General features: G+C 66.5%; 19 protein-coding genes and 1 pseudogene. 10 read left to right on the top strand and 10 right to left on the bottom strand.

Annotated features, from left to right (window positions below; all coding sequences use genetic code 11):
- The first annotated feature begins 4 nt into the window (after positions 1 to 4).
- The 5 genes from CF70_RS24895 (at position 5) to purL (ending at position 9,697) form a co-directional block, all read left to right on the top strand.
- Positions 5 to 436 carry a hypothetical protein gene (locus CF70_RS24895; protein ID WP_035870943.1) on the top strand — a complete coding sequence of 144 codons (432 nt, stop codon included), beginning with the start codon at positions 5 to 7 and terminating at the stop codon, positions 434 to 436.
- Positions 437 to 441: 5 nt separating this feature from the next.
- Positions 442 to 2,709 (top strand): xanthine dehydrogenase family protein molybdopterin-binding subunit, encoded by a 2,268-nt coding sequence (locus CF70_RS24890; RefSeq protein WP_200876806.1) that lies wholly within the window; start codon positions 442 to 444, stop codon positions 2,707 to 2,709.
- 16 nt (positions 2,710 to 2,725) lie between these two features.
- The gene (locus CF70_RS24885) at positions 2,726 to 3,184 is read left to right on the top strand and encodes a (2Fe-2S)-binding protein (RefSeq protein WP_035870941.1); all 459 of its coding nucleotides are present in this window, start codon (positions 2,726 to 2,728) and stop codon (positions 3,182 to 3,184) included.
- 264 nt (positions 3,185 to 3,448) lie between these two features.
- A complete protein-coding gene (locus tag CF70_RS24880; protein WP_035870939.1) occupies positions 3,449 to 5,368 on the top strand; it encodes an alkyl/aryl-sulfatase in 1,920 nt (639 codons plus the stop codon).
- A gap of 282 nt (positions 5,369 to 5,650) precedes the next feature.
- Positions 5,651 to 9,697 (top strand): phosphoribosylformylglycinamidine synthase, encoded by a 4,047-nt coding sequence (gene purL, locus CF70_RS24875; RefSeq protein ID WP_035870937.1) that lies wholly within the window; start codon positions 5,651 to 5,653, stop codon positions 9,695 to 9,697.
- A gap of 117 nt (positions 9,698 to 9,814) precedes the next feature.
- Here purL and CF70_RS24870 read toward each other — a convergent pair whose 3' ends face one another.
- Both CF70_RS24870 and CF70_RS24865 read right to left on the bottom strand, forming a co-directional pair.
- Positions 9,815 to 10,096 (bottom strand): hypothetical protein, encoded by a 282-nt coding sequence (locus tag CF70_RS24870; protein ID WP_035871041.1) that lies wholly within the window; start codon positions 10,094 to 10,096, stop codon positions 9,815 to 9,817.
- A gap of 450 nt (positions 10,097 to 10,546) precedes the next feature.
- Positions 10,547 to 11,758: a globin domain-containing protein gene (locus tag CF70_RS24865; protein WP_035870935.1), complete on the bottom strand. Its 1,212-nt coding sequence runs from the start codon at positions 11,756 to 11,758 to the stop codon at positions 10,547 to 10,549.
- 273 nt (positions 11,759 to 12,031) lie between these two features.
- On the opposite strand from CF70_RS24865, the gene CF70_RS24860 reads away from it, so the two are divergent.
- Together CF70_RS24860 and CF70_RS24855 are read left to right on the top strand one after the other, a co-directional pair.
- Positions 12,032 to 12,556, top strand: a complete 525-nt coding sequence (locus tag CF70_RS24860) for an RrF2 family transcriptional regulator (protein WP_035871039.1) — start codon at positions 12,032 to 12,034, stop codon at positions 12,554 to 12,556.
- Between the two features lie 136 nt (positions 12,557 to 12,692).
- Positions 12,693 to 13,130 carry a carboxymuconolactone decarboxylase family protein gene (locus tag CF70_RS24855; RefSeq protein WP_035870933.1) on the top strand — a complete coding sequence of 146 codons (438 nt, stop codon included), beginning with the start codon at positions 12,693 to 12,695 and terminating at the stop codon, positions 13,128 to 13,130.
- A gap of 97 nt (positions 13,131 to 13,227) precedes the next feature.
- On the opposite strand, the gene CF70_RS24850 is transcribed toward CF70_RS24855, so the two are convergent.
- The 7 genes from CF70_RS24850 to CF70_RS24825 form a co-directional block, all read right to left on the bottom strand.
- Positions 13,228 to 13,692, bottom strand: coding sequence for a cupin domain-containing protein (locus tag CF70_RS24850; RefSeq protein WP_035870931.1), 465 nt, complete (start codon positions 13,690 to 13,692; stop codon positions 13,228 to 13,230).
- A 13-nt stretch (positions 13,693 to 13,705) separates the two neighbouring features.
- Positions 13,706 to 14,143, bottom strand: coding sequence for a carboxymuconolactone decarboxylase family protein (locus tag CF70_RS24845; RefSeq protein ID WP_035871037.1), 438 nt, complete (start codon positions 14,141 to 14,143; stop codon positions 13,706 to 13,708).
- Between the two features lie 94 nt (positions 14,144 to 14,237).
- Positions 14,238 to 15,680, bottom strand: a complete 1,443-nt coding sequence (locus CF70_RS24840; protein WP_035870929.1) for a PLP-dependent aminotransferase family protein — start codon at positions 15,678 to 15,680, stop codon at positions 14,238 to 14,240.
- 102 nt (positions 15,681 to 15,782) lie between these two features.
- The gene (locus CF70_RS24835) at positions 15,783 to 16,994 is read right to left on the bottom strand and encodes an NnrS family protein (protein WP_035870927.1); all 1,212 of its coding nucleotides are present in this window, start codon (positions 16,992 to 16,994) and stop codon (positions 15,783 to 15,785) included.
- A 131-nt stretch (positions 16,995 to 17,125) separates the two neighbouring features.
- The gene (locus tag CF70_RS35235) at positions 17,126 to 17,338 is read right to left on the bottom strand and encodes a hypothetical protein (RefSeq protein WP_152561909.1); all 213 of its coding nucleotides are present in this window, start codon (positions 17,336 to 17,338) and stop codon (positions 17,126 to 17,128) included.
- Between the two features lie 63 nt (positions 17,339 to 17,401).
- Positions 17,402 to 17,839, bottom strand: coding sequence for a MarR family winged helix-turn-helix transcriptional regulator (locus tag CF70_RS24830; RefSeq protein ID WP_035870925.1), 438 nt, complete (start codon positions 17,837 to 17,839; stop codon positions 17,402 to 17,404).
- Between the two features lie 125 nt (positions 17,840 to 17,964).
- Entirely contained in the window at positions 17,965 to 18,843 is an 879-nt protein-coding gene (locus CF70_RS24825; protein WP_081862340.1) for an AraC family transcriptional regulator, read from the bottom strand.
- A 121-nt stretch (positions 18,844 to 18,964) separates the two neighbouring features.
- Between CF70_RS24825 and CF70_RS24820 the strand changes: the two genes are divergently transcribed.
- The 3 genes and pseudogenes from CF70_RS24820 to CF70_RS38245 form a co-directional block, all read left to right on the top strand.
- Positions 18,965 to 19,408, top strand: coding sequence for a hypothetical protein (locus CF70_RS24820; RefSeq protein ID WP_035870923.1), 444 nt, complete (start codon positions 18,965 to 18,967; stop codon positions 19,406 to 19,408).
- 49 nt (positions 19,409 to 19,457) lie between these two features.
- A complete protein-coding gene (locus CF70_RS24815; protein ID WP_160172291.1) occupies positions 19,458 to 20,675 on the top strand; it encodes an FAD-dependent oxidoreductase in 1,218 nt (405 codons plus the stop codon).
- Positions 20,676 to 20,788: 113 nt separating this feature from the next.
- Positions 20,789 to 20,911 (top strand): annotated as a pseudogene (locus tag CF70_RS38245) (alpha/beta hydrolase); the annotation flags it as partial.
- Positions 20,912 to 21,029: 118 nt separating this feature from the next.
- On the opposite strand, the gene CF70_RS24810 reads toward CF70_RS38245, so the two are convergent.
- Positions 21,030 to 21,356 (bottom strand): hypothetical protein, encoded by a 327-nt coding sequence (locus tag CF70_RS24810; protein ID WP_035870921.1) that lies wholly within the window; start codon positions 21,354 to 21,356, stop codon positions 21,030 to 21,032.
- Between the last annotated feature and the right edge of the window lie 418 nt (positions 21,357 to 21,774).

The raw sequence follows: 21,774 nt of genomic DNA, 5'->3' as shown, positions 1-21,774 counted from the left end.
GAAGATGGCCTACGACGTGAGCAAGCTGCTGGCGATGAGCCAGGAACAGCTCGACGAATTGTTCCGCAACAGCCCGGCCGGCGAGATTCCGGATGGCGAAGCCACGGGCACCGCGATCATCTCGCCCGGCACGGTGTTCAGCGAGAGCATCGCAAAGATGATCAATCTTTTCGCCTGGCAGGGCAAAGTCTTCGACGCGAAGCGCGGGGTGCTCAAGAACAAGATATCGCCCTTTGGGCTCGAAGCCATCCTGGCGAAGGTGTACAAGGGCGAAAGCTGGCTCGACCAGAAGGAGTGCATTGTCCTGGACTATGCCGAGACTTCGGTCGTGGCGCACTGGATACGGGACGAGATCCGCTGCATCGCGCCGGATGCCTATCTCGGCGTGGTGTACTGGGACAAGCATCGCCTGATCGACTTTTCCCTTGTGTTCTGACCATCATGAAGCGCAGGACCTTCCTGTTTGGCGGAGTCGGCGCCGCCGGTGCGCTGCTGGTGGGCTGGTCGTTGCTGCCGCCGCGCCAGCGCCTGACGACATCGGCCCCTTTGCCGGCCCTCGGCACGCAGGCCGGGCTCAACGGCTGGGTCAAGATCGCCGCGGACAACAGCGTCACCATCATGATGTGCCGCACGGAGATGGGGCAGGGCGTGCACACCGGCCTGGCCATGGTACTGGCCGACGAACTGGACGCGGACTGGGCGCAGGTGAAGGTCGAGCATGCGCCCGTGGACAAGATCTACAACAACCTGGAAGTCGTTGTCGACGATCTCCCGTTCCGGGCGGACGACGATGGCGTGGTCAGGCAAGGGGCGGTCTGGTTCACCCGCAAGCTCATGCGCGAGATCGGCGAGATGGTGACAGGCGGCTCGTCGAGCGTCAACGACCTGTGGGAGCCGATGCGCGAGGCCGGCGCATCCGCCCGCGCGATGCTGATCGGCGCCGCCGCCGCGCGGTGGAACGTGCCTGTGGGCGAGTGCCGCGCGCAGGACGGCAAAGTGCTGCACGCCTCCGGCAAAACGGCCACCTTCGGCGAGCTGGCGGCGCAGGCCGCCAAACAGCCGATGCCGGCGAAGGTGGCGCTGAAGGCGCCATCCGAATTCAGGCTGATCGGCAAGAACATGCGGCGCATCGAGGCCGCCGCCAAGATCGATGGCACCGCGCGCTTTGGCATTGACGTGTTGCCCGAGGGACTGCTGTACGCCAGCGTGACGATGTGCCCGACGCTGGGTGGTACGGTGGCGAGCTTCGACGGCTCGGCCGCGGCCGCGTTGCCGGGCATCGTCAAGGTGTTCGCGGTCGATGGCTACAACGGCGGCACCGGCGGCGTGGCGGTGATCGCCGACAATGCGTACCGGGCCATGACCGCGCTGGATGCGGTCAAGATCGTGTGGAACCACGGTCCCGCCGCCGCGCTGTCCAGCGATGACGTGAGCCGCCGTCTGGCGCAGGCGCTGGATGAATCCGACGGCCACGCCTACTACCGGCACGGCGACGTCGATGCCGCGTTGAAATCCGCCGCGAAAACCCTCGATGCGGAGTACAGCGTGCCCTACCTTGCGCATGGCGCGGTGGAGCCCATCAACTGCACGGTGCAGGTTCGCGACGGCGCGGCCAGGGTCTGGGTCTCGACGCAGTTGCCTGGCCTGGCGCGCAAAGCGGTCGCCAGGGTGCTCGCGCTCGATGCGGAACGGGTCGACGTGCAGCCGCAACTGGTCGGCGGCGCGTTCGGGCGGCGGCTGGAGGTGGATTTCATCTCCCAGGCGGCGGCCATCGCGCGCGAGGGGGGCGGCAGGCCGGTCCAGACGATCTGGACGCGCATTCAGGACACCACGCACGACTTCTATCGGCCGGCTTGCGTCTCGCGCTTCAAGGCCGGGCTCGATGGCGCCGGCAACCTCGTAGCCTGGCACAACACGTCGGCCAGCCAGGCGATCGTGCCGGGCGCGCTGTCGCGTCTGCTTGGCCTGCCTCGCCTCGGCATCGACAAGACCACGACGGAAGGGGCATTCGACCGGCCCTACGAATGGCCGAACGCGAGGGTCGGCCATGTGATTGTCGACCTGCCGGTGCCGGTGGGCTTCTGGCGCTCGGTCGGCCATTCGCACCAGGCCTTTTTTACCGAGAGCTTCATCGATGAGCTGGCGGCGGCGGCTGGCAAGGATCCCGTGGCGTTCCGCGCCGGCCTGCTGGCAAAGCACCCGCGCCACCTGGCCGTGTTGCAGCGCGCGGCGGAACTGGCCAGCTGGGGGCGGGCGGCAGGGCAGGCTACCGACGGCGCCGCGCGCGCGCGCGGGGTGGCGCTGCACGAGGCCTACGGCAGCATCGTCGCGCAGGTGGCGGAGGTATCGCTGGCGCCGGACAAGCGGGTGCGTGTGCACCGGGTGGTCTGCGTGATCGATTGCGGTACGCCGGTGAACCCGAACCTGATCCGGCAGCAACTGGAAAGTGCGATCATTTTTGGCCTGTCGGCCGCGCTGTACGAAGAAATCACGATCGACCACGGCCAGGTGCACCAGCGGAATTTCAAGGAATTTCCTGTCATCCACATCAACGACTGCCCGGCGATCGAAACCGACATCATGCCAAGCCAGGAACATCCGCGGGGCGTGGGCGAAACGGGCACGCCGCCGATTGCGCCGGCGGTGGCGAATGCCCTGTTTGCGCTGACCGGGCAGCGCCTGCGCGCATTGCCCTTGAAGTTTGCATGATCTGCGGGAGAGAACCATGCTATCCCTGAACATCAACGGCAAGGCGGTGGCCGTGCGGTCCGATCCGGACACGCCGCTGCTGTGGGTGCTGCGCTGCGAACTGGGGTTGACCGGCACCAAGTATGGCTGCGGCGTGGGTATTTGCGGCGCCTGCACGGTGCAGATGAACGACGACCGGGGCTTCGCCTGCCAGCGCAAGGTCTCGTCGCTGGAAAAGACCAGGATCGTGACCATCGAAGGCTTGCGCGGCGCGCAGGCGCAAGCCCTGAAGGCTGCCTGGATCGATCTCGACGTGGTGCAGTGCGGGTACTGCCAGAGCGCACAGCTCATGGCCGCCAGCGCACTGCTGAAAAAAATCCCGAAGCCCAGCGATGCCGACATCGATGCGTTCATGTCCGGCATTGTCTGCCGCTGCGGCACCTATCCGCGGATCAGGGCGGCCATCCATCGGGCAGCCGGGCAGCCGCGCGCCTGAGGCGTCGGCGCCCGGCGAGGGTATTTCCGGATAACGTGAACGCAAGGCGCAACCAAGAATGAAACCCGAATTCATGTTCAGGTTTCCGCGCCATGCCCACCGAGACGGAGCCGCGCGCCCGCGCTGCAGGTGGAGTTGCTGGCGGCGCTGTCGGCCAATCTCAACGTGAAGGCGGAGGGGCAATGACGGGCCGGCTGATAGAGATGTTGGCCGGCGCGCTGGTGCCGCGCCGGCAGTAATCCGCAGTCACCAAAGGGAGACCCCATGGCGGACAACCAGAGCTGTGCCCACGCGGCCACGGCAGACTTTCATCGCCTGCTGGCGCGCGAACTGCCCGAGCACGACGAGCAGGACTGGGAAGACGCGCAGCGCGGCTTTGTCGGCACCATCCCCAATGCCAAGGTGGCGCGCGCCAACGGCCACGGCGTGTGGAACCTGGAGGCCTACGGCTTTCTAGACGCCGCCGAGGCGCCGGATACCGTCAACCCGAGCCTGTGGCGGCAGGCGCGGCTGAACCGTATCCACGGGCTGTTCCAGGTCACGCCGCGTATCTTCCAGGTGCGGGGATTCGATATCGCCAACATCACCTTTATCGAAGGCGACACCGGCGTGATCGCGCTGGACGCGCTGACCTGCCCGGAGACCGCCGCCGCCGCGCTTGCGCTGTACCGGCAGCATCGCGGCAACCGCACGCTGCACACCGTGATCTACAGCCACAGCCATGCCGACCACTTCGGCGGGGTGGCGGGGCTGGTAGACGAGGCCGACGTGCGCGCCGGACGCGTCCAGGTGATTGCGCCATCCGGCTTCATGCACCACGCCATTGCCGAGAACGTGATCGGCGGCGTGGCAATGGCGCGCCGCGCGCAGTTCCAGTTTGGCCATACGCTGGCCAAGGGGCCGGCGGCGCAGGTGGATGCGGGGCTGGGCAAGACCTTGCCGTTGGGACGCTCCACGCTGATCGCGCCGACGCTGTCGATCGAGGCGGAACACGAAGTCCACGTGATCGACGGGCTGGAGATCGAGTTCCAGTTGACGCCCGAGACCGAGGCGCCCTCCGAGATGCATCTTTTCATCCCGTCCGAAGGCGCGCTCAACCTGGCCGAGAACGCCACCCACAACCTGCACAACCTTTGCCCGCTGCGCGGGGCCAAGGTACGCGACGCGCTGGCCTGGTCCAAATACCTGCACCGCGCGCTGCACCGCTACGGCCCGCGTACCGACGTGGTGCTGGCCCAGCACCACTGGCCGACCTGGGGAGCCGGGCGCGCCCGGCAATTCCTCTCCGAGCAGCGCGACCTGTACCGCGTGCTCCACGACCAGACCGTGCGGCTGATGAGCCACGGCCTGAAGGCCAGTGAGATCGCCGAGGGGCTGCAGCTGCCGGAATCGCTGGCAAGGCGCTGGCACACGCGCGGCTACTACGGCACCGTGTCGCACAACGTCAAGGCGATCGTGCAGCATTACCTGAGCTGGTATGACGCGCATCCGGCCAACCTGCACGCGCTGCCGCCGGTGGCCGCGGCGCGCAAGCACCTGGAATACATGGGCGGCATCGAAGCGGTGATGACCAGGGCACGCGCCGACTACGAGCGCGGCGAGTTCCGCTGGGTGGCGGAGGTGCTCAAGCACGCGGTGTACGCGCATCCCGACCATGCTCCAGCACGTGAGCTGGCGGCCCGGGCGCTGGAGCAGATGGGCTTCCAGGCCGAGTCGGCGACGTGGCGCAATGCCTACCTGCTGGCCGCGCGCGAGTACCGCGAAGGCCCGCCCCAGGCCAATCCGCAGGGGCCGCCGGCCAACGCCCTGATGCACGCCATGAGCAACGAGCTGTTGTTCGACGCGCTGGCGGTGCGCATCCATGGCCAGCGTGCCGAAGGCTTGGCGTGCCAGATCGGCTGGCATTTCACCGACAGCGGCGAGCAGTGGGTGAGCACCTTGTCCAACTGCGCGCTGAGCAGCCTGCAGGTGGAGGCGGCGTCCTCGGCGGACGTGGTCATCGAAACCACCCGCGACACGCTCGACGGGCTGCTGACGCGGCGCTGGACCGTTGCCGAGGCCATGGCCGAAGGCCGCCTCTCGCTGAGCGGCGCCGTATCGCTGCTGCCGCGCTTCATGGGCCTGCTGGATCAGTTCAGCGGCAGCTTCCCGGTGGTGGATGCGGCGCCGTGGCCCGACCGCTGAGCCGGCCACGCCCATAAAGCAGAGCCGGCGCAGGGGCGCCGGCTGAGGTAGACGGACTGAAGTGCCGCTTGCGGCATGCTGTGCCGGGCGGGGCGCCTTCCGCGTGATGGCTGCGAGGCTCGTCCGCGGCGCCTGTGCCTTTGTCCGTCAAGCCGCCCGTGCTGCATCGCGGGAAACCCCCTTCGACAAGGTATAATGCCGGTTTCCCGCCAGCACGGCGCCCCAACCAGCGGCGCCGGCCGGTAGCAGCCCCTACCTCCTGCCCTCCCGACCGCTCAGACCATGGCGCATTTCTCGTGCTTCCCCGGTGCATTGGCGCTTTCCGCCTTCCGCCAGCAACGCCTGCTCACCGCCCTCAAGCAGATCGACTCCGACATCGAGTCGGTGCACGGCCAGTTCCTGCACTTCGTCGACACCGACGTGCCGCTGTCCCAGGACGACAGCGCCCGCATCGGTGCGCTGCTGACCTACGGTGCGCCTTTCGAGGCACAGGCCGAAGGCGATCGTTTCGTGGTGATCCCGCGTTTCGGCACGATTTCGCCGTGGGCCAGCAAGGCCACCGATATTGCGCATAACTGCGGCTTCGAGCACGTCCACCGCATCGAGCGTGGCATCGAAATCACCGTGGTGTGCAAGAAGGGCCTGCTGCGCGGGCGCAAGTCGCTGGACGCCGGCACCCGTGCCGCCGTGGCCGCCCACCTGTTCGATCGCATGACCGAATCCGTGGTGGCCTCGCGTGAGGACGCCGCCGGCCTGTTCCAGGAACTGCCCGCCAAGCCGCTGCGCTTCATCGATATCTCCGGTGGCCGCGCCGCGCTGGCGCAGGCCAATACCGAGATGGGCCTGGCGCTGTCGGAAGACGAGATCGATTACCTGGTGGACGCCTACGCCAGGCTGGAGCGCAACCCGACCGACGTCGAGCTGATGATGTTCGCGCAGGCCAACAGCGAGCACTGCCGCCACAAGATCTTCAACGCCACCTGGACCATCGACGGCGTGCAGCAGGACAAATCCCTGTTCGCCATGATCCGCAATACCCACCAGCTCAACCCGCAAGGGTCGATCGTGGCGTACTCGGACAACTCCGCGGTGATGGAAGGCGACGTGGCCGAGCGCTGGTTCCCGCGCGGCACCGGGCACAAGTACGGCCGCCATGAGGCGCTGACCCACACGCTGATGAAGGTGGAGACGCACAACCACCCGACCGCCATCTCGCCGTTCCCCGGTGCCTCCACCGGCGCCGGCGGCGAGATCCGCGACGAGGGCGCCACCGGACGTGGCGGCAAGCCCAAGGCGGGCCTGACCGGTTTCACGGTTTCCAACCTGATGCTGCCCGATGCCGTCGAAGGCTGGGAAAACGCGCGCGACGCGGCCCAGCCGGTGGCGCACCGCAACCCCGCCGACAAGCCCGGCGTGACCGGCAAGCCGGATCGCATCGCCTCGCCGCTGCAGATCATGACCGACGGCCCGCTCGGCGGCGCCGCGTTCAACAACGAGTTCGGCCGCGCCATCCTGGGTGGCTACTTCCGCGTCTACGAGCAAAACGTCGGCGGCACCGTGCGCGGCTATCACAAGCCGATCATGATCGCCGGCGGCATCGGTAATATCGACGCCGGCCACACGCACAAGAAGGAATTGCCCGCCGGCTCGCTGCTGATCCAGCTGGGCGGCCCGGGCATGCGCATCGGCATGGGCGGCAGCGCTGCCAGTTCGATGGCGACCGGCACCAACACCGCCGACCTGGACTTCGATTCGGTCCAGCGCGGCAACCCCGAGATGGAGCGGCGCGCGCAGGAAGTGATCAACGCCTGCTGGCAGCTCGGCGACGACAATCCCATCCTGTCGATCCATGACGTGGGCGCGGGCGGCATTTCCAATGCCTTCCCCGAGCTGGTGGACGGCGCCGGCCGCGGCGCGCGTTTCGACCTGCGCCAGGTGCATCTGGAAGAGTCCGGCATGAGCCCGGCCGAGATCTGGTGCAACGAGTCGCAGGAACGCTATGTGATGGCGGTGGCACCGGAATCCTTCCCGCTGTTCCAGGCCATGTGCCAGCGCGAGCGCTCGCCGTTCGCGGTGGTGGGCATCGCCACCGAGGAGAAGCAGCTGCAGCTGGTCGACGCCCATGTCGACGCCGCGCTCAAGGAACACCATGCCGTGAACATGCCGATGGACGTGCTGTTGGGCAAGCCGCCGCGCATGCACCGCGACGTCAGGCATGTGGAGCAAAGCCTGCCGCCGGTTGACGTGACCGGCATCGCGCTGGACACGGCCGTGCGCGACGTGCTGCGCCACCCCACCGTGGCCAGCAAGTCCTTCCTGATCACCATCGGCGACCGTACCGTGGGCGGCATGAACGCGCGCGACCAGATGGTCGGCCCCTGGCAGGTGCCGGTGGCCGACGTGGCCGTGACCACGCTCGATTACAAGGGCCGCACCGGCGAAGCCATGACCATGGGCGAGCGCACGCCGCTGGCCGTGATCAACGCACCGGCCTCCGGCCGCATGGCCATCGGCGAGGCGCTGACCAACCTGGCTGCCGCGCCGGTCAAGGACCTGGGCAAGGTCAAGCTGTCGGCCAACTGGATGGCGGCTTGCGGCGTGGAAGGCGAGGACGCCAAGCTGTATGACACCGTGCACGCCGTCGGCATGGAGCTGTGCCCGGCGCTGGGCATCAGCATCCCGGTGGGCAAGGATTCGCTGTCCATGCGCACCAAGTGGCAGGACAACGGCGCCGACAAGGAAGTGGTCGCGCCGGTCTCGCTGATCATCTCGGCGTTTGCCGCCGTGGATGACACCGACCGGACCCTGACCCCCCAGCTGCGCACCGATGCAGGCGACAGCGTGCTGATCGCCATCGACCTCGGCCGCGGCAAGAACCGCCTGGGCGGCAGCATCCTGGCGCAGGTGACGCAGCAGGTTGGCGACACCGCGCCGGACGTGGACAACGCCGAAGACCTGAAGAACTTCTTCAACGTGATCCAGCGCCTGAACCGCGAGGGCAAGCTGCTGGCCTACCACGACCGCTCCGACGGCGGCTTCATGGCTGCCCTGGCGGAAATGGCCTTTGCCGGCCATTGCGGCCTGTCGCTCAACGTCGACATGCTGGCGCTGGACCCGGTCCAGGAGCAGGACTTCGGCGATGCCAAGAACTGGGCCCAGCAGATCTCCGGCCGCCGCGACGACCAGACCCTGCGCGCGCTGTTCTCGGAGGAACTCGGCGCGGTGATCCAGGTACGCCAGGAAGAGCGCGATGCCGTGTTCGCCGTGCTGCGCGAGGTTGGCCTGTCGGCATGCAGCCACGTAGTGGGCAAGCCCAACACCACCGACCAGATCGAGATCTACCGCGACGCCAAGAAGGTGTTCGGCGCCGCGCGCAGCGAACTGCAGCGCACCTGGAGCGAAGTCAGCTGGCGTATCGCGCGCCTGCGTGACAACCCCGCCTGCGCCGACAGCGAATACGACCGCCTGCTCGACGCGGCGGACCCCGGCATCTCGCCGGTGCTGACCTTCGATCCGGCGCAAGACATCGCTGCGCCGTTCGTGGCAACCGGTGCGCGTCCGCGCGTGGCGATCCTGCGCGAGCAGGGCGTCAACTCGCAGATCGAGATGGCCTACAGCATGGACCGCGCGGGCTTCGACACGCACGACGTCCATATGAGCGACCTGATCGCGGGCCGCGCCAACCTGGCCGAGTTCTCCGGCTTCGTGGCCTGCGGCGGCTTCAGCTACGGCGACGTGCTGGGCGCCGGCGAAGGCTGGGCCAAGACGATCCTGTTCAACGCGCAGATGGCCGAGCAGTTCGCCGCCTTCTTCAACCGCCAGGATACGTTCGCGCTGGGCGTGTGCAATGGCTGCCAGATGATGAGCAACCTCGCCCCGATCATCCCGGGCGCGGGCGCCTGGCCCAAGTTCACGCGCAACCAGTCGGAACAGTACGAAGCGCGCTACGTCACCGTGGAAGTGCAGTCCTCGCCGTCGATCTTCTTCGCCGGCATGGAAGGCAGCCGCATCCCCATCGTGGTGGCGCACGGCGAAGGCTTTGCCGACTTCTCGCAGCAAGGCGACAAGAGCCAGGCCCAGGTGGCGCTGCGTTTCGTGGACAACCTCGGCGCACCCACCCAGACCTATCCGCTGAACCCGAACGGCTCGCCCGACGGCATTACCTCGGTGACGACGGTGGATGGCCGCTTCACCGTGCTGATGCCGCACCCGGAGCGCGTGTTCCGCACCGCCACCATGAGCTGGGCGCCGGATGCCTGGAAGCAGGTGGCGGATGGCGGCAGCCCGTGGATGCGCATGTTCCGCAACGCGCGGAAGTGGGTGGGTTGAGCGGCTTGCCGCTGGCTCGCTGGTAGAAAAGAGAAAGCTCGCCTCGTGCGGGCTTTTTCTTTTCCTGACGGACGTGCATGGCGAAGACGGGAGGGGGGCAAAAGGAGCAGATTCCGGTCACGCCATCATCTGCGTACTCCAGGCCTGATACACGTAATACAACGGCCGCTGCGGATCCGATAGCTTTGCGCGAGCCGGTGCCGCGCCCCGGAGCTGCATGGTGACCAGCACCATGCGTGCCGCCTTGACGGCCGAATAGCGGTCGCGCAGCGGCAGCATCGGCAGCACGGACCGCCATTCCGGTGGCAGGCCATCGTGGCTGAAGGTGCCGAGCGCGCAGTAGCCCCAACCCTCGGAAGTGAGGTGCCAGAGTTGCCGGTAGGCGCTGCCTGAAGCCATGGACTCGCTCTTTCCCATGCCGTCGCCCGCGGCGGGAGATCGCGCGGGTGAGGGCAATGCAGTGTGCGCGCCAGCCATGCGGCGGGCGGCGCATTCCCCTGATCTTACTCAGGTGCCGGCATGGAGGGAATGCCCGTGGCCCGGGCTTGGTGGTATGCAGCACATACGCGTTGCCGCGGGATCACGTGGCAGGCAGGGAATGACGCCTGGTGTGATCCCGGAGTACCGCATGATCCATGTGGCACATCGGCGTCTGCGAAAGACAGGCAGTACATCACCTGCGGTACGCCGCATGAACCAGGGTGCGTCTGGCGGCCGGCGTTTGCTGCCAGCTTGAATGCCGGCAGAAGCCAGGCCGGACCCGCGATCCTGGTTTTTCAGGGCGGACGCTTTGGTCTCATCCGCCGATGGGGCCCGGCCATTGTCAGTGCCAGCCGGCCACTACACCCACTACACCAGGCCATCCAGCAAATCCGGCCCGAACACTTCCCGGTGCACCCGCTCAGCCTTCACTCCCCGCGCGTGCAACGCTGCCCGCTGCGCCTGCATGAACGGTAGCGGCCCGCACAGGTAAAAGTCGGCATCCGCAAGATCATCGTCCGCCAGGATCACGTCGATATCCATGCGGCCGGGCAGGGCGGGTTGCGCGAGGAATTCGGCGGGCTCCGCCGACTCCAGGAAGAAGTGCGTCCGCAGCTTCGGCAGTTTCCGCGCCGCGTGCGTGACATCCTTCAGGTGGGCCACATGCGAGACCTTGCGCGCCGCATGGCCGAACACCACCTTGCGCGAAGGATTGCGTTGCGCCACCGCATTCAGCGCGGAGATCATGGGCGTGACACCGACGCCGGCGGAGAGCAGCACGATGGGCGTGGCCGGTTCAATGCTCGGGGCGAAGTCGCCGAAGGGCTGGCTGACCATCAGCACGTCGCCCGGACGGGCGTTGTCATGCAGCCAGTTGGACACTGCGCCGGCGGGCAGTGAGTCGCCGTTGCCGCTGTCGCGCTTTACCGAGATGCGCCAGGTCTTTCCGTTGGGCGCGTCCGACAGGCTGTACTGACGTTGCTGGAAGGCCCCGGGTGCCAGTTCGACCACGACCGAGATGTACTGGCCCGGCAGGAAATCAGCCAGCGTGGTGCCGCCGACGGCTTCGAGCGTGAAGGCGGTGATGTCGGCGCTTTGTTCTTCGCGGGCAACGATCCGCACGGGCTGGCGGTGGTCCGGGCCGGTCTGCGCGCGCTCGTAGAGGCGGGCTTCCGCGGCGATCAGTTCGGCGGCCAGCAACCAGTAGGCTTCGTCCCACGCGGCTACCAGTTCAGGGGTGGCCGCGTCGCCGAGCACTTCGCCGATGGCGCCGAGCAGATGGCGGCCAACGATGGCGTAGTGGCTGGGCTTGATGCCGACCGAGGCGTGCTTGTGGACGATGCGGTTGACAACCGGGGCCAGGGCGCTGTTGTCACCGTAGTTGGCGGCGTAGGCAAAGACTGCGGAGGCGAGCGATTGCTGCTGCGAACCATTGGCTTGGTTGCCCATGTTGAACAGGTTGGTCAACTCGGGCCGATCGGCAAACATGTTGCGGTAGAAGGTCTGGGTGATGGCCAGGCCATGTTCCCGCAGGACGGGGACGCTTGCGTCGATCAGTGGTCTCGATTTTTCAGACAGCACGACAACCTCCAAAGATGTACGATAGATGCAACAAAAAAGCGAAAAAATTCCGCGGCATTCCGCGGTGGCGGCGTGCGATGCGGTTGCGACGCCTTGGGAATGATTTTATTAAACATGCATTTGCAATGCAATATAAAGTTTGTGGCAGTGCGGAAAGATGCATCCGGGGGCCATGTTAGACTGCGGCGGCGTTGCGCAATGCAGCGCTGCGCCTGCCGCAGAGCCATCCTGGCTGCCACGCATACCATCACCGCCGCAAGCCGGACCCAAGCCATGAGACTGACTGACTACACCGACTACAGTCTGCGGACCCTGATCTATGTCGCGGTCCACCCAGGCGAGCTTGTGACCATCCAGCGCATCGCGGATGCGTTCGGCATTCCCAAGAACCACCTGATCAAGATTGTGCAAAAGCTTGGCCAGGCCGGCTTCCTGCACACGGTGCGCGGGCGCGCCGGCGGCATCGAGCTGGGCCGGCCGGCGGCGCAGATCAATGTGGGCGAGGTGATCCGCACCATGGAGTCGGATTTCCACCTGGTGGAGTGCTTCCAGGGGGATGACAACCATTGCGTGATCACGCGCGTGTGCGGCTTGCGGGGCGTGCTTGCCGCCGCGCTGCGGGCATATTTCGAGGTGCTGGATGCCTACAGCCTGCAGGATCTGGTGGAGAAGCCCGCGGCGCTGAGCCGCGCGCTTGGACAGGACGGGGCGGCCACCATGGTGGGGATTCCCGTGAAAAGCGTGACGCGCAAGGCCAGGCCTGCCCGGGCAGCGCCCGGCGATGCAGGTGAGCAGTAAGTAGCCGGGACCCCGAAGCGGAGGCCTGCACTGGTTACCCGAAATGGCGCCGTAATGGCTATTGTCTGCGCCCGCCGGCGGCTCTAGTCTGCCGTATGCGGCCAGCCGTCCGGCAGGGCCGGCAGGGGAGATCGGGATGACATTGCGGCTCGACAGCCACCGGGCCAACGGGCTCAGTACCGAACTATTGATTCGCCTGGACAGGCGCAACGAGCGCTACCGGCTTGAGCATTCGCTGGCGGATCTGGTGCGCCTGCGTGTGTCGCAGGTCAACGGCTGTCCATATTGCATCCACCTGCATTCGGCGCGGGCGCGCAAGGACGGCGAGATGGCGGCACGGATCGATATGCTGGAAGTCTGGCGTGAGACGCCGCTGTACACCGACCGCGAGCGGGCGGCGCTGGCGTGGGCCGAGGCGGTGACGGACATCGCCGGCACGCATGTGCCGGATGCCGTGTGGGAGGCGGCACGGCCGTATTTTTCGGAGCGGGAGATCGTGGACCTGACCTTGCTGGTCACGGCGGTCAATAGTCTTAACCGCTTTGGCATCGCGTTTCGCCGGTCTCCCGTCTAGGTGAAGGTGAAGGGAGCCGGGAGCGGGGACACTGCCATGCGCGGGGTCTGGAACGGGCATGCCGGCAGGCCCACGCCCGCGGGTCCTGGCTGCCAGCTTATCGGGGCAGCGGCTGCTTGATTGGATCGCGTTCGGCGGCGATGCCAAACACCAGCAGTCTGGCCGGCCTGGTCTTGCTGGCGTTGCGGGTGACGAGGTGCCGCGCGCCGGGCGCTTCGTACCAGCTCTGTCCCTTGCCATAGGTTCTTTCGGGTTCGCCGCCGAGTTGCGATACCACGGTACCTTCCAGTACATAGGCAAAGATCGATCCGGGGTGGACATGGGGCTCGGACTCCTGGCCAGGTGCGAATGTCACCGTTGCCAGCAGGACGTTCTTGCCCGCGGCTTCAGGGATCGGCTGCTTCATCAGCGGCTGCACGCTTTCCTCGGACTTGCCGGGCTGCTCATCAAGCGCATGGGCATGGGCGTTGCCCGCGCCCGGCAACGCCAGCACGGCCGGCATCACTATCGCAATCGCCAGGCGGGACATGGTCCGCCCAATCTGCATTCGGGTCATCGTCATTGTCTCCCCTGGCTCAGGCCGGCGTCTTGCGGAACGAGATGGCGAAGCGGTTCCAGCTGTTGATCGCGGAGATCAGCAGCGTCAGGTCGACCAGCTCGGCGTCGCTGAAGTGCGGGCGGACGGCTTCCCAGGCGGCGTCGGGCACGTGGTCCTGCGCGACCAGCGTGACTGCCTCGGTCCAGGCCAGCGCGGCCTGCTCGCGCGCGGAGAAGAAGGGCGTTTCGCGCCAGACCGACAGGGTGGCCAGGCGGCGGTCGTCTTCGCCGCCCTTGCGCGCGTCGGTGGTGTGCAAGTCGATGCAATAGGCGCAGCCGTTGATTTGCGAAGCCCGCAGGCGCACCAGCTCCACCAGCGGCTGTTCCAGTCCGCTCTTGCCGATGCGTTCCTCCAGCCCGATCAGCGCCTTGATGGTGGCGGGGCTGGCTTTGTAGAAGTCGAGACGTTGTTCCATGGTTTGCTCCTGGTTTGCGCCGCCGGATTGGCTGCGCGACAGGAACAAGATTAGGACTGCGACTGGTTATAAAAAAGAGCCACTTTTTTGTAATTTAAGGTAACCAGTGATGGCCGCCCATCGCCCCGGCCAGTTTTTCCATGCCGGCGTGGATGTCGGCCACGCCGATGCCGCCGTAGCCAAACAGGATCCCGGGCGTCGGCCGTTGCCCTCCGTACATGCCGGAGATGCCGTACAGGCCGATGGATGCGGCGGCGGCACGTGCGATCAGCGCCTGCTCATCCTGCTCCGTCTTCAGCCGGGCAACCAGGTGGATGCCGGCGGCCGGCGCGAGCGCCGTGAACCACTGGCTTAGCGGGCCGTCCAGGTGCGCAAGCAGCGCGGTCCGGCGCGCGGCATATTCCTTGTGCATGCGCCGCAGATGCTTGCCGAAATAGCCGTCGAGCATGAACTTGGCGAGGGCGGTCTGCGTCATGGTGCAGCTATGCCAGTCGCCGACCTGCTTGGCGCGGCATACCGCTGTGGCCAGCGGTGCCGGGGGGATCACGTAGCCAATGCGCAGTTCGGGAAAGATCGTCTTGGAGAAGGTGCCCACGTACGCCACCACGCCGGTCTTGTCCAGGCTCTTGAGCGACTCCATCGGCCGGCCCATGAAGCGGAATTCACCGTCGTAGTCGTCTTCGAGCAGCAGCGCACCGCGGCGTTGCGCCCATTCCAGCAGCGCGACGCGGCGCTCCATGCTCATGGCCATGCCCAGCGGGAACTGGTGCGAGGGCGTGACGTACACAATGCGTGCGTTGTCCGGCAGGGCGTCCACCACCAGCCCCTCGGCATCGACCGGGACGTGGGCCACCTGCGCGCCGAGCGCGGAAAATGCGATGCGCGCGGGCGGATAGCCGGGATCCTCCACCGCCACCACATCGCCTGGGCGGATCACGACCCGTGCCATCAGGTCGATCGCCTGCTGCGCGCCTTGCGTCACGATGACGTCCTGCCAGTTGCTGACCACGGCGCGGCTGAAAGCCAGGTAGCGCGAGACCGCCAGGCGCAGCTCCTGCTCCCCGGCGGGATCCCGGTAGGTGCCGCGTCCGCGGGCCTGCACGCGCAGCGCGTGGCTCACGCAACTGCGCCATTTATCGAAGGGAAACAAGGCCTTGTCGGTGACGCCGCCCACGAAGTCGAACGCGGGCGCCGCCGCGCCGGGCGCCGTCATCGGCAAGGCGTCCGGCAACGTCTCCCAGATCGAGCCGGAGCCGGGACTCGGGGAGACCGGTGCCGGCGCCGGTGCCAGGCGGGTCATCTCGTGCGCCACGAAGGTGCCGTCGCCGGCGCGCGAGCGCAGGTAGCCCTCGGCAATCAACCGCTCGAACACATCGAGCGTGGTCTTGCGCGAGATGCCGAGCTGCGTGGCGAGGTCGCGGGTAGACGGCAGTCTCTCGCCCGGCGCCAGCCGTCCGTCGACGATCCCCGCGCGCAACTGGCGATAAAGCTGGCCGGCCAGGCCCTGCCGGCCGTGAATAGTCAAATGGACGTCCATTTGCTGGCTACCTGAGACGGAGAAAAGTTCAGTGATTTTAGTAGCCGCTCATGCCATCGGTGAAGGGGCGCTGGAGGGGGGCTTGGCCCGGCCCCTGGCCGCTCAGCCGTCCCGCCCGTCGGCGCGCGGCCTGGTCAGGTAGGGCGTGTATTTCACCAGGTAAAGCAAGAACGCCGCCATCCACAGCGCAGCTGCCCCGGCTATCCAGAACGGCTTGTATTGCGGCAGCAATAGCGGCCCCAGGACGCGGAAGAGGGCAGCCGTGCCGATGCACGCATAAGCCGCTTTCTCCATCGGGCCGGCCTCCAGCGTGCGGCCCGTATGGCCCAGCGCGGTGCGCGTGATCATCCCCAGGATGGCGCAACCGATCGCGCCCACGGTGAGCGCGTGCAAGGCCGTCGAGCGGTCGGCCCAGCCAAGTGCGGCCGCCGCCAGCAAGAGCAGGCCCAGCGGCAGGCAGCCATAGGCGAGGTGCAGGATGGCGATCAGGGGCTTGCCCGCAGTGCGCCGCGAGCTCCAGCCGCCCAGGCGCACGGCTTGCGCCAGCGCGGCCAGCAGCGCGATCGCGGCGGTGGCCATGCCGCGCGGCGCCAGCGTGCAGGCGGTCATCGCGGCCAGCGTCAGCGCCACAACGCTGCGCTCGATAGCCGCCGAGCGCCAGATGCGGACCCCTGGGACTGTGTTGGCGGTGAACATCGGGATCACGCGCCCGCCGATCACGGTAATGAAGATGACGATCAGCCCGATTCCCGCATCGGCACTCTGCAGCGCGAGCAGCACGGCGCCGTTGGCCAGCGCCACATGGAACACCGCATTCAGCGCCCACAGCAGGAACAACGCGGCGGCAAGCCCGTAGTTGCGCGTACTGCCGGCGCGAACCAGCACGCGCAGGAAGCTGGCCGCGCAAAGCAGCAGGAAGGCCAGGTCCAGCACGGCCGCAACGGATGCCGGCCCGGTCCACATCAGCACACGCGCCGCAAGCCAGACGGCAGCGAGGCAGCCCAGCAAGCCGCCCTGCGGTGTTTGCAGTCCCGTCCAGTTCTTGCCGGCAGTGAACAGGAAGCCGACCACGATCGCGGCGGCAAAGCCGAACACCATCTCGTGCGCGTGCCACAGCATGCCGCCCATGGCCGGCTGCGCCCCGGCATGGGGCCACCAGCCCAGGTAGATCGCGGTCCAGACGCCAATGGCCACCACGGCAAAGGCGGCCGCCAGCAGGTAGAACGGCCGGAACGCGAGCGCAAGGACGGGATGGCCGTGATAGCGCGCCGTGGCGTGGCTTGCCGGTGGCTGGTTTTGCGCAAGGGGCAGCATGGTTCGGCTCTCAATGTGTCGGGTGGAATTCGGGATGCGGCATTCGCTTGCCGACCGGCCTTACGAGCGTTACCGGCGTTTCATATCGTTGCGGCGCAGCGGCCTGAGAACGATTCTATAAAACAAGCATTTTAAATGCAACATAAAGCGCGAATGGGCGGCGCACAGGCCCTGCGTGGCAATTTGCCGCTATGCCGCCGGCATCCGGGCGGCACGAAGTTCGGCACGGTCGGCAGCACCTGCGTCCAGGTGTCCACGACAGTGGTGTGGCCCGAGCGCATGAAGAACACCACTGCGGAACCGGCGAAGGCCAGGGTAGCAGCACGCGCATCGGAGCGCGGCATGATTTTGCCCGGCACCGGCGCAAGGAAATTGTCGTGCGCTTTTAAATCAGTAAAAAGGAGGGCTCAGGCGGCCGAGAATTTGCCAAGCAGGCGGATGAACTCGTCGAACTCGCTCTTGGTGAAATCCTTCAGGCGCGCATTCAGCACCTCGGGGGCGATCTCCGGGATCTGTTCGGCAACGCCATGGCCCTTGGCGGTCAGTTCCAGGTTGACCACGCGGCGGTCGTCCACGCTACGCGAGCGGGTCAGCAGGCCCTTGTGCTCCAGCTTGTCGAGCATGCGGGTCATCAGGCCGGTATCGATCGCCAGCAGCTTGCTGAGTTCGAACGGGGTGGTGGCGACGCCTCGGGATAGTGACAGCAGGATGCCCATCTGCTGGGCGGTGATATCCAGTTCCTTGAGGGCGGCGTCCATTTCCATCAGCACAAGGTTGCGGGCCTTGTTGAGGAAGAACCCCACGCTCTGCGTGAGGCGAAAGTTCTCTCTGGTGTAGTGCTTCATGGGCGCCTCCTGTTTGCTGGTTGGATGTTATTTGATAAGTCAGATAAATTCAAGGTCAGAATCTACGGATTTCCAGTGAGCCGGCGGGGCGGGAGTGAGGGCGAGGAACCGGCCGCTTCCGGCAGCTAGCCCCCCAGGCCGCGGTTCGCGAAATACCGGGCCGGCGAGTCACCAAAAGCACGGCGGAACATGGCGATGAAGTTGCTCGGCGTGGCGTAGCCCAGGGTCTCGGCCACCGCGGCCACGGCTTCCCCGCGTGCGAGCCGTTCCAGCGCCAGGGTCAGGCGAGCCTGCTGGCGCCAATGGGCAAAGCTCAGACCAGTCTCGCCAAGGAACAGGCGGGAAAGCGTACGCGGCGACATGCCCGCCCAGTCTGCCCACTCCACCAGGCTGCGATGGTCATCCGGGCACTCCAGGATGGCGTTGCTGATGCGCAGCGCGCGCCGGTCGGTTGGCAAGGGCAGATGCAGCGGCTCGCGCGGCGCCTGCCGGATCTCGTCGAGCAGTACCGCGGCAATGCGCTCCTGCGCAGGATCCGGCGCGAAAGGCGAGGGCCAGGAGGCAGCACGGCCGATCAGCGCGCGCATCAGTTCGCTGGTTCCCAATACGCAAGGCAGGCGCGGCAGGTCCTGCGCCGCGGAGGGGGCAATCCACACGTTCCAGCCGCCCAGCACGCCACTGATGGTGACACGATGCGTCTCGCCCGGCGGCATCCATCCCGCGCGCTGGGCGGGCAGCAGCCAGGAGCCGTGGCGGGTGCGGACATGCACCAGGCCGTTGTCGATGCAGAACAACTGGCCGCGCACGTGGCTATGCCAGTCCAGCTCGCGCGTGCCAAGCCGGAATTCGTTGTCGGTCCTGTCGGCGCCGCGCATGGCGATCAGGGCAGGGCCACCCGCTTGCTCGCTCGAGTCAGCAAAGGTGGCGAGCAGGGTCTGGGTTTCCGCCTGCGGGGACGCGTCGGCAGCGTCAGGGACCACAGGATGGGCTGGGCGGGAAGGCATGGCCGGAATTCAGTATTTTTAGGCTTGATAACGTTATCGAGTCTACCCGCTTCCACTGGATACTGCATGCGAGGCGCCTTATTCAACACGTCAACCTTTACCCGCAGCGCAGGAGAGCGACATGCAAGCACAGGCTTCCAGCTTCCACATCTACGACGTATCGAACTTCCCCCTCGTGGTCGGCCGCGCCGAAGCCATGCTGCCGGGCTACGCTGCCCGGTGGCGCGACGAGATGACAGCCCTGGTCGGGCAGGACCGGGCCTTTGTGCTGATCCATACCGCACGGGACGAAGAAGCGCACGAGGACCGCAAGCAACGCGCGCTATGGCTCAAACAGCACAAGGCGCCACTCGGGAGAAGCTGCAGGGCGTTGATCCATATCGAACCCGACCCGGGCAAACGGGCGGCAATGGCCGCACAGGCGCAGATGGCGGTCAAGGCCTTTGGCGTGCCCGTGGCGATGGCCGCCACCATGGCGGAAGCACTGGCGCTGGGCAACTATGCCTTGGCTGCCGCGATCACGGCGAATGCGAATGCCGGAGTGCAAGATGGCCCCGCGCGCTGAACGCCGGGCGGGCGCTGTGGCGGCGCAGCGCGCCTTGATGGCGAGGCCCATGCACATCACCATCGTCGGCGCCGGCCTGGGCGGCTTGTGCCTGGCGCAAGGGCTCAGGAGGCATGGCATCGCCTTCGACGTCTACGAGCGCGATGCGGCACTGGCCAGCCGCACGCAGGGCTACCGCATCCGGATCGATCATCGGGGCCAGCAAGCCTTGAAGGCCTGCTTGCCGGAGGACCTTTTCGCCTTGTTCAAGGCAACCGGCGCGATGCCGGTGGAGGGCGTCAATGTGGTTGACACAGGGCTCGATGCCGTGACCGGAAGGTGGGTGGCGTCGTGGCGGCGGGCCAGCAACGAAGGCGCCGGAAATGTTGAGGAGGATGACCTGAGCGTGAACCGCCAGACGCTGCGTGAAATCCTGCTGTGCGGCATCGAGGACCATGTGCATTTCGGCAAGGCGTTCGTACGTTACCGGGAGTGCGAAGACGGGCGCGTAGCCGCCGGGTTTGCGGATAGTTCATCCGCCGTCTCGGACGTGCTCGTGGCGGCGGATGGCATCAATTCCCAGGTGCGCCGGCGTCGCCTGCCGGGCGCCACCCCGGCGGATACCGGGTTCGCCTGCCTCTACGGCAAGACTTGCCCGACGCCTGCCGCGCTGGCGCGGATCTCCGGCGTGCTGCGGGACAGGACGTCTATTGTCTTCGGCGATGGCCTGGCGGTCATCATCGACCCGATGCGGTTCCGGCCGCAGCCCACGGGCTATCGCCTGGGCAAGTGCGAGGATTATCTCTACTGGGCCATCGTCGGCGCCCGCGAGAGCCTTGGCATCGGCTGGGAGGGTGGCGATGCGTTGCGCCAGGACGAACTCGCCGCGCGCATCGAGCGCGTCACGGCAGACTGGCACATCGGGCTGCGGGCGCTATTCCAGCTGGGCGATCGCACCTCGCTGGCCATGCTGCCCGTCAGGATGGCAGACGTGCCGCCGGCCTGGCCGACCAATGCGGTCACGGTGCTGGGGGATGCCATCCACGCCATGAGTCCCGCAGGTGGCCTGGGAGCGAATGCGGCGCTGCACGATGCCTGCCTGCTGGTGCGGCAACTGGGCGAGGCCGCCGCCGGCCACCGTTCTCTGCGCGCGGCCATCGGCAGTTACGAAACCGCCATGCGGGAGCACAGTTCGCACGCCATCCTGGCTTCGCAGCGCGGTATGGAAATCTTGCTCGGCTACGGGGGCCGGCCCCATGCGCGGCCTGAGCGCATCCTGGCTGGCTAGGTGCCACGGCTTGCTGGACGGCAATCGAAATCCCGCCGGCCCGGCTCGTTGCGCCAATGGTGCCAATGCCTCATTTCCATCCCGCTGTTCGCCGCCTATATTGCGCAGGCTGGTCCAGGCTGGTCAGGAACGCGACCCTGAAGGTCTGCCCGGGCGCATCGCACGGGATGTGCGCGGTCAAGGCAGAGCAGGTCAATGCAGACTTGCTTGCCGTTTTGCAGGGATTGCGCGGATGAGGCCGCGGCAGGCATAAGTGCAGGCTGCGCGGCTAGGGGAGGAGACCGCGCGGGTTTGCCGCGGCAGGCGTGCGGTGGATACGCGTTGCCGCTTGCGGAGCGGCAACGCGGGTGCCAGTTACTTGGACGACTTCGCGCCGTCCGTATACGGGTCGGGCTTGCCAGCCTTTGCCCCGTCCGTATAGGGATCGAACTTGCCGGTTTTCGCGCCATCCGTATAGGGGTCGGGCTTGGCCTGGTTGGCATTCAGGTCCATCTGGGTGGATTGCTTTGCACCATCCGTGTACGGATCAAACTTGCCGGATTTCGCGCCGTCCGTATAGGGGTCGGCCTTGCCTGCCTTGGCGCCGTCGGTGTACGGGTCGAACTTCTTTTGCTGGCCATAGCTCAAGCCTGAAGCCGTCGCGGCGGCGATAAGTAACGTCATCGTGAGGACTTTGCGCATCTCTTGCTCCGGTGGTAGCGAGGACCCTGTATTGCATCCCCCAAATATCATCGTAGGAGTGATTTCATGCTGCCCGAAGTAAAACGTTGTAAATCCTTGTTGCTGTGATTTCGGCGATTCCCTGCAGGGCCGGAGGGCGCGGCCACACGTTGATGAACGTGCAAATCCTGCTTGAGCGCCCGTGATGACATCGTGCGCTTGCAGATGGCTTGAGATGGCTTGCAAAGAATTCCTTGACTATCTATCTACCAGTAGATAATATTCAGCACATGGAAGCCACTGCTCCGCCCCAGCAAGAAAGCTGAAGCAGGAAAGAGGATCCAGCGCAACACCCGGGGAATTCCCGTTTTTTTTGGGCCAACCAGTCTATCTACTAGTAGATAACCACCAAAAAGAACGAAGGCTTCCAAAGCGTACC

Source organism: Cupriavidus sp. SK-3 (genome assembly GCF_000611145.1).
Classification (GTDB): Bacteria; Pseudomonadota; Gammaproteobacteria; order Burkholderiales; family Burkholderiaceae; genus Cupriavidus.
This window is presented reverse-complemented; position numbering and strand designations above follow the sequence as displayed.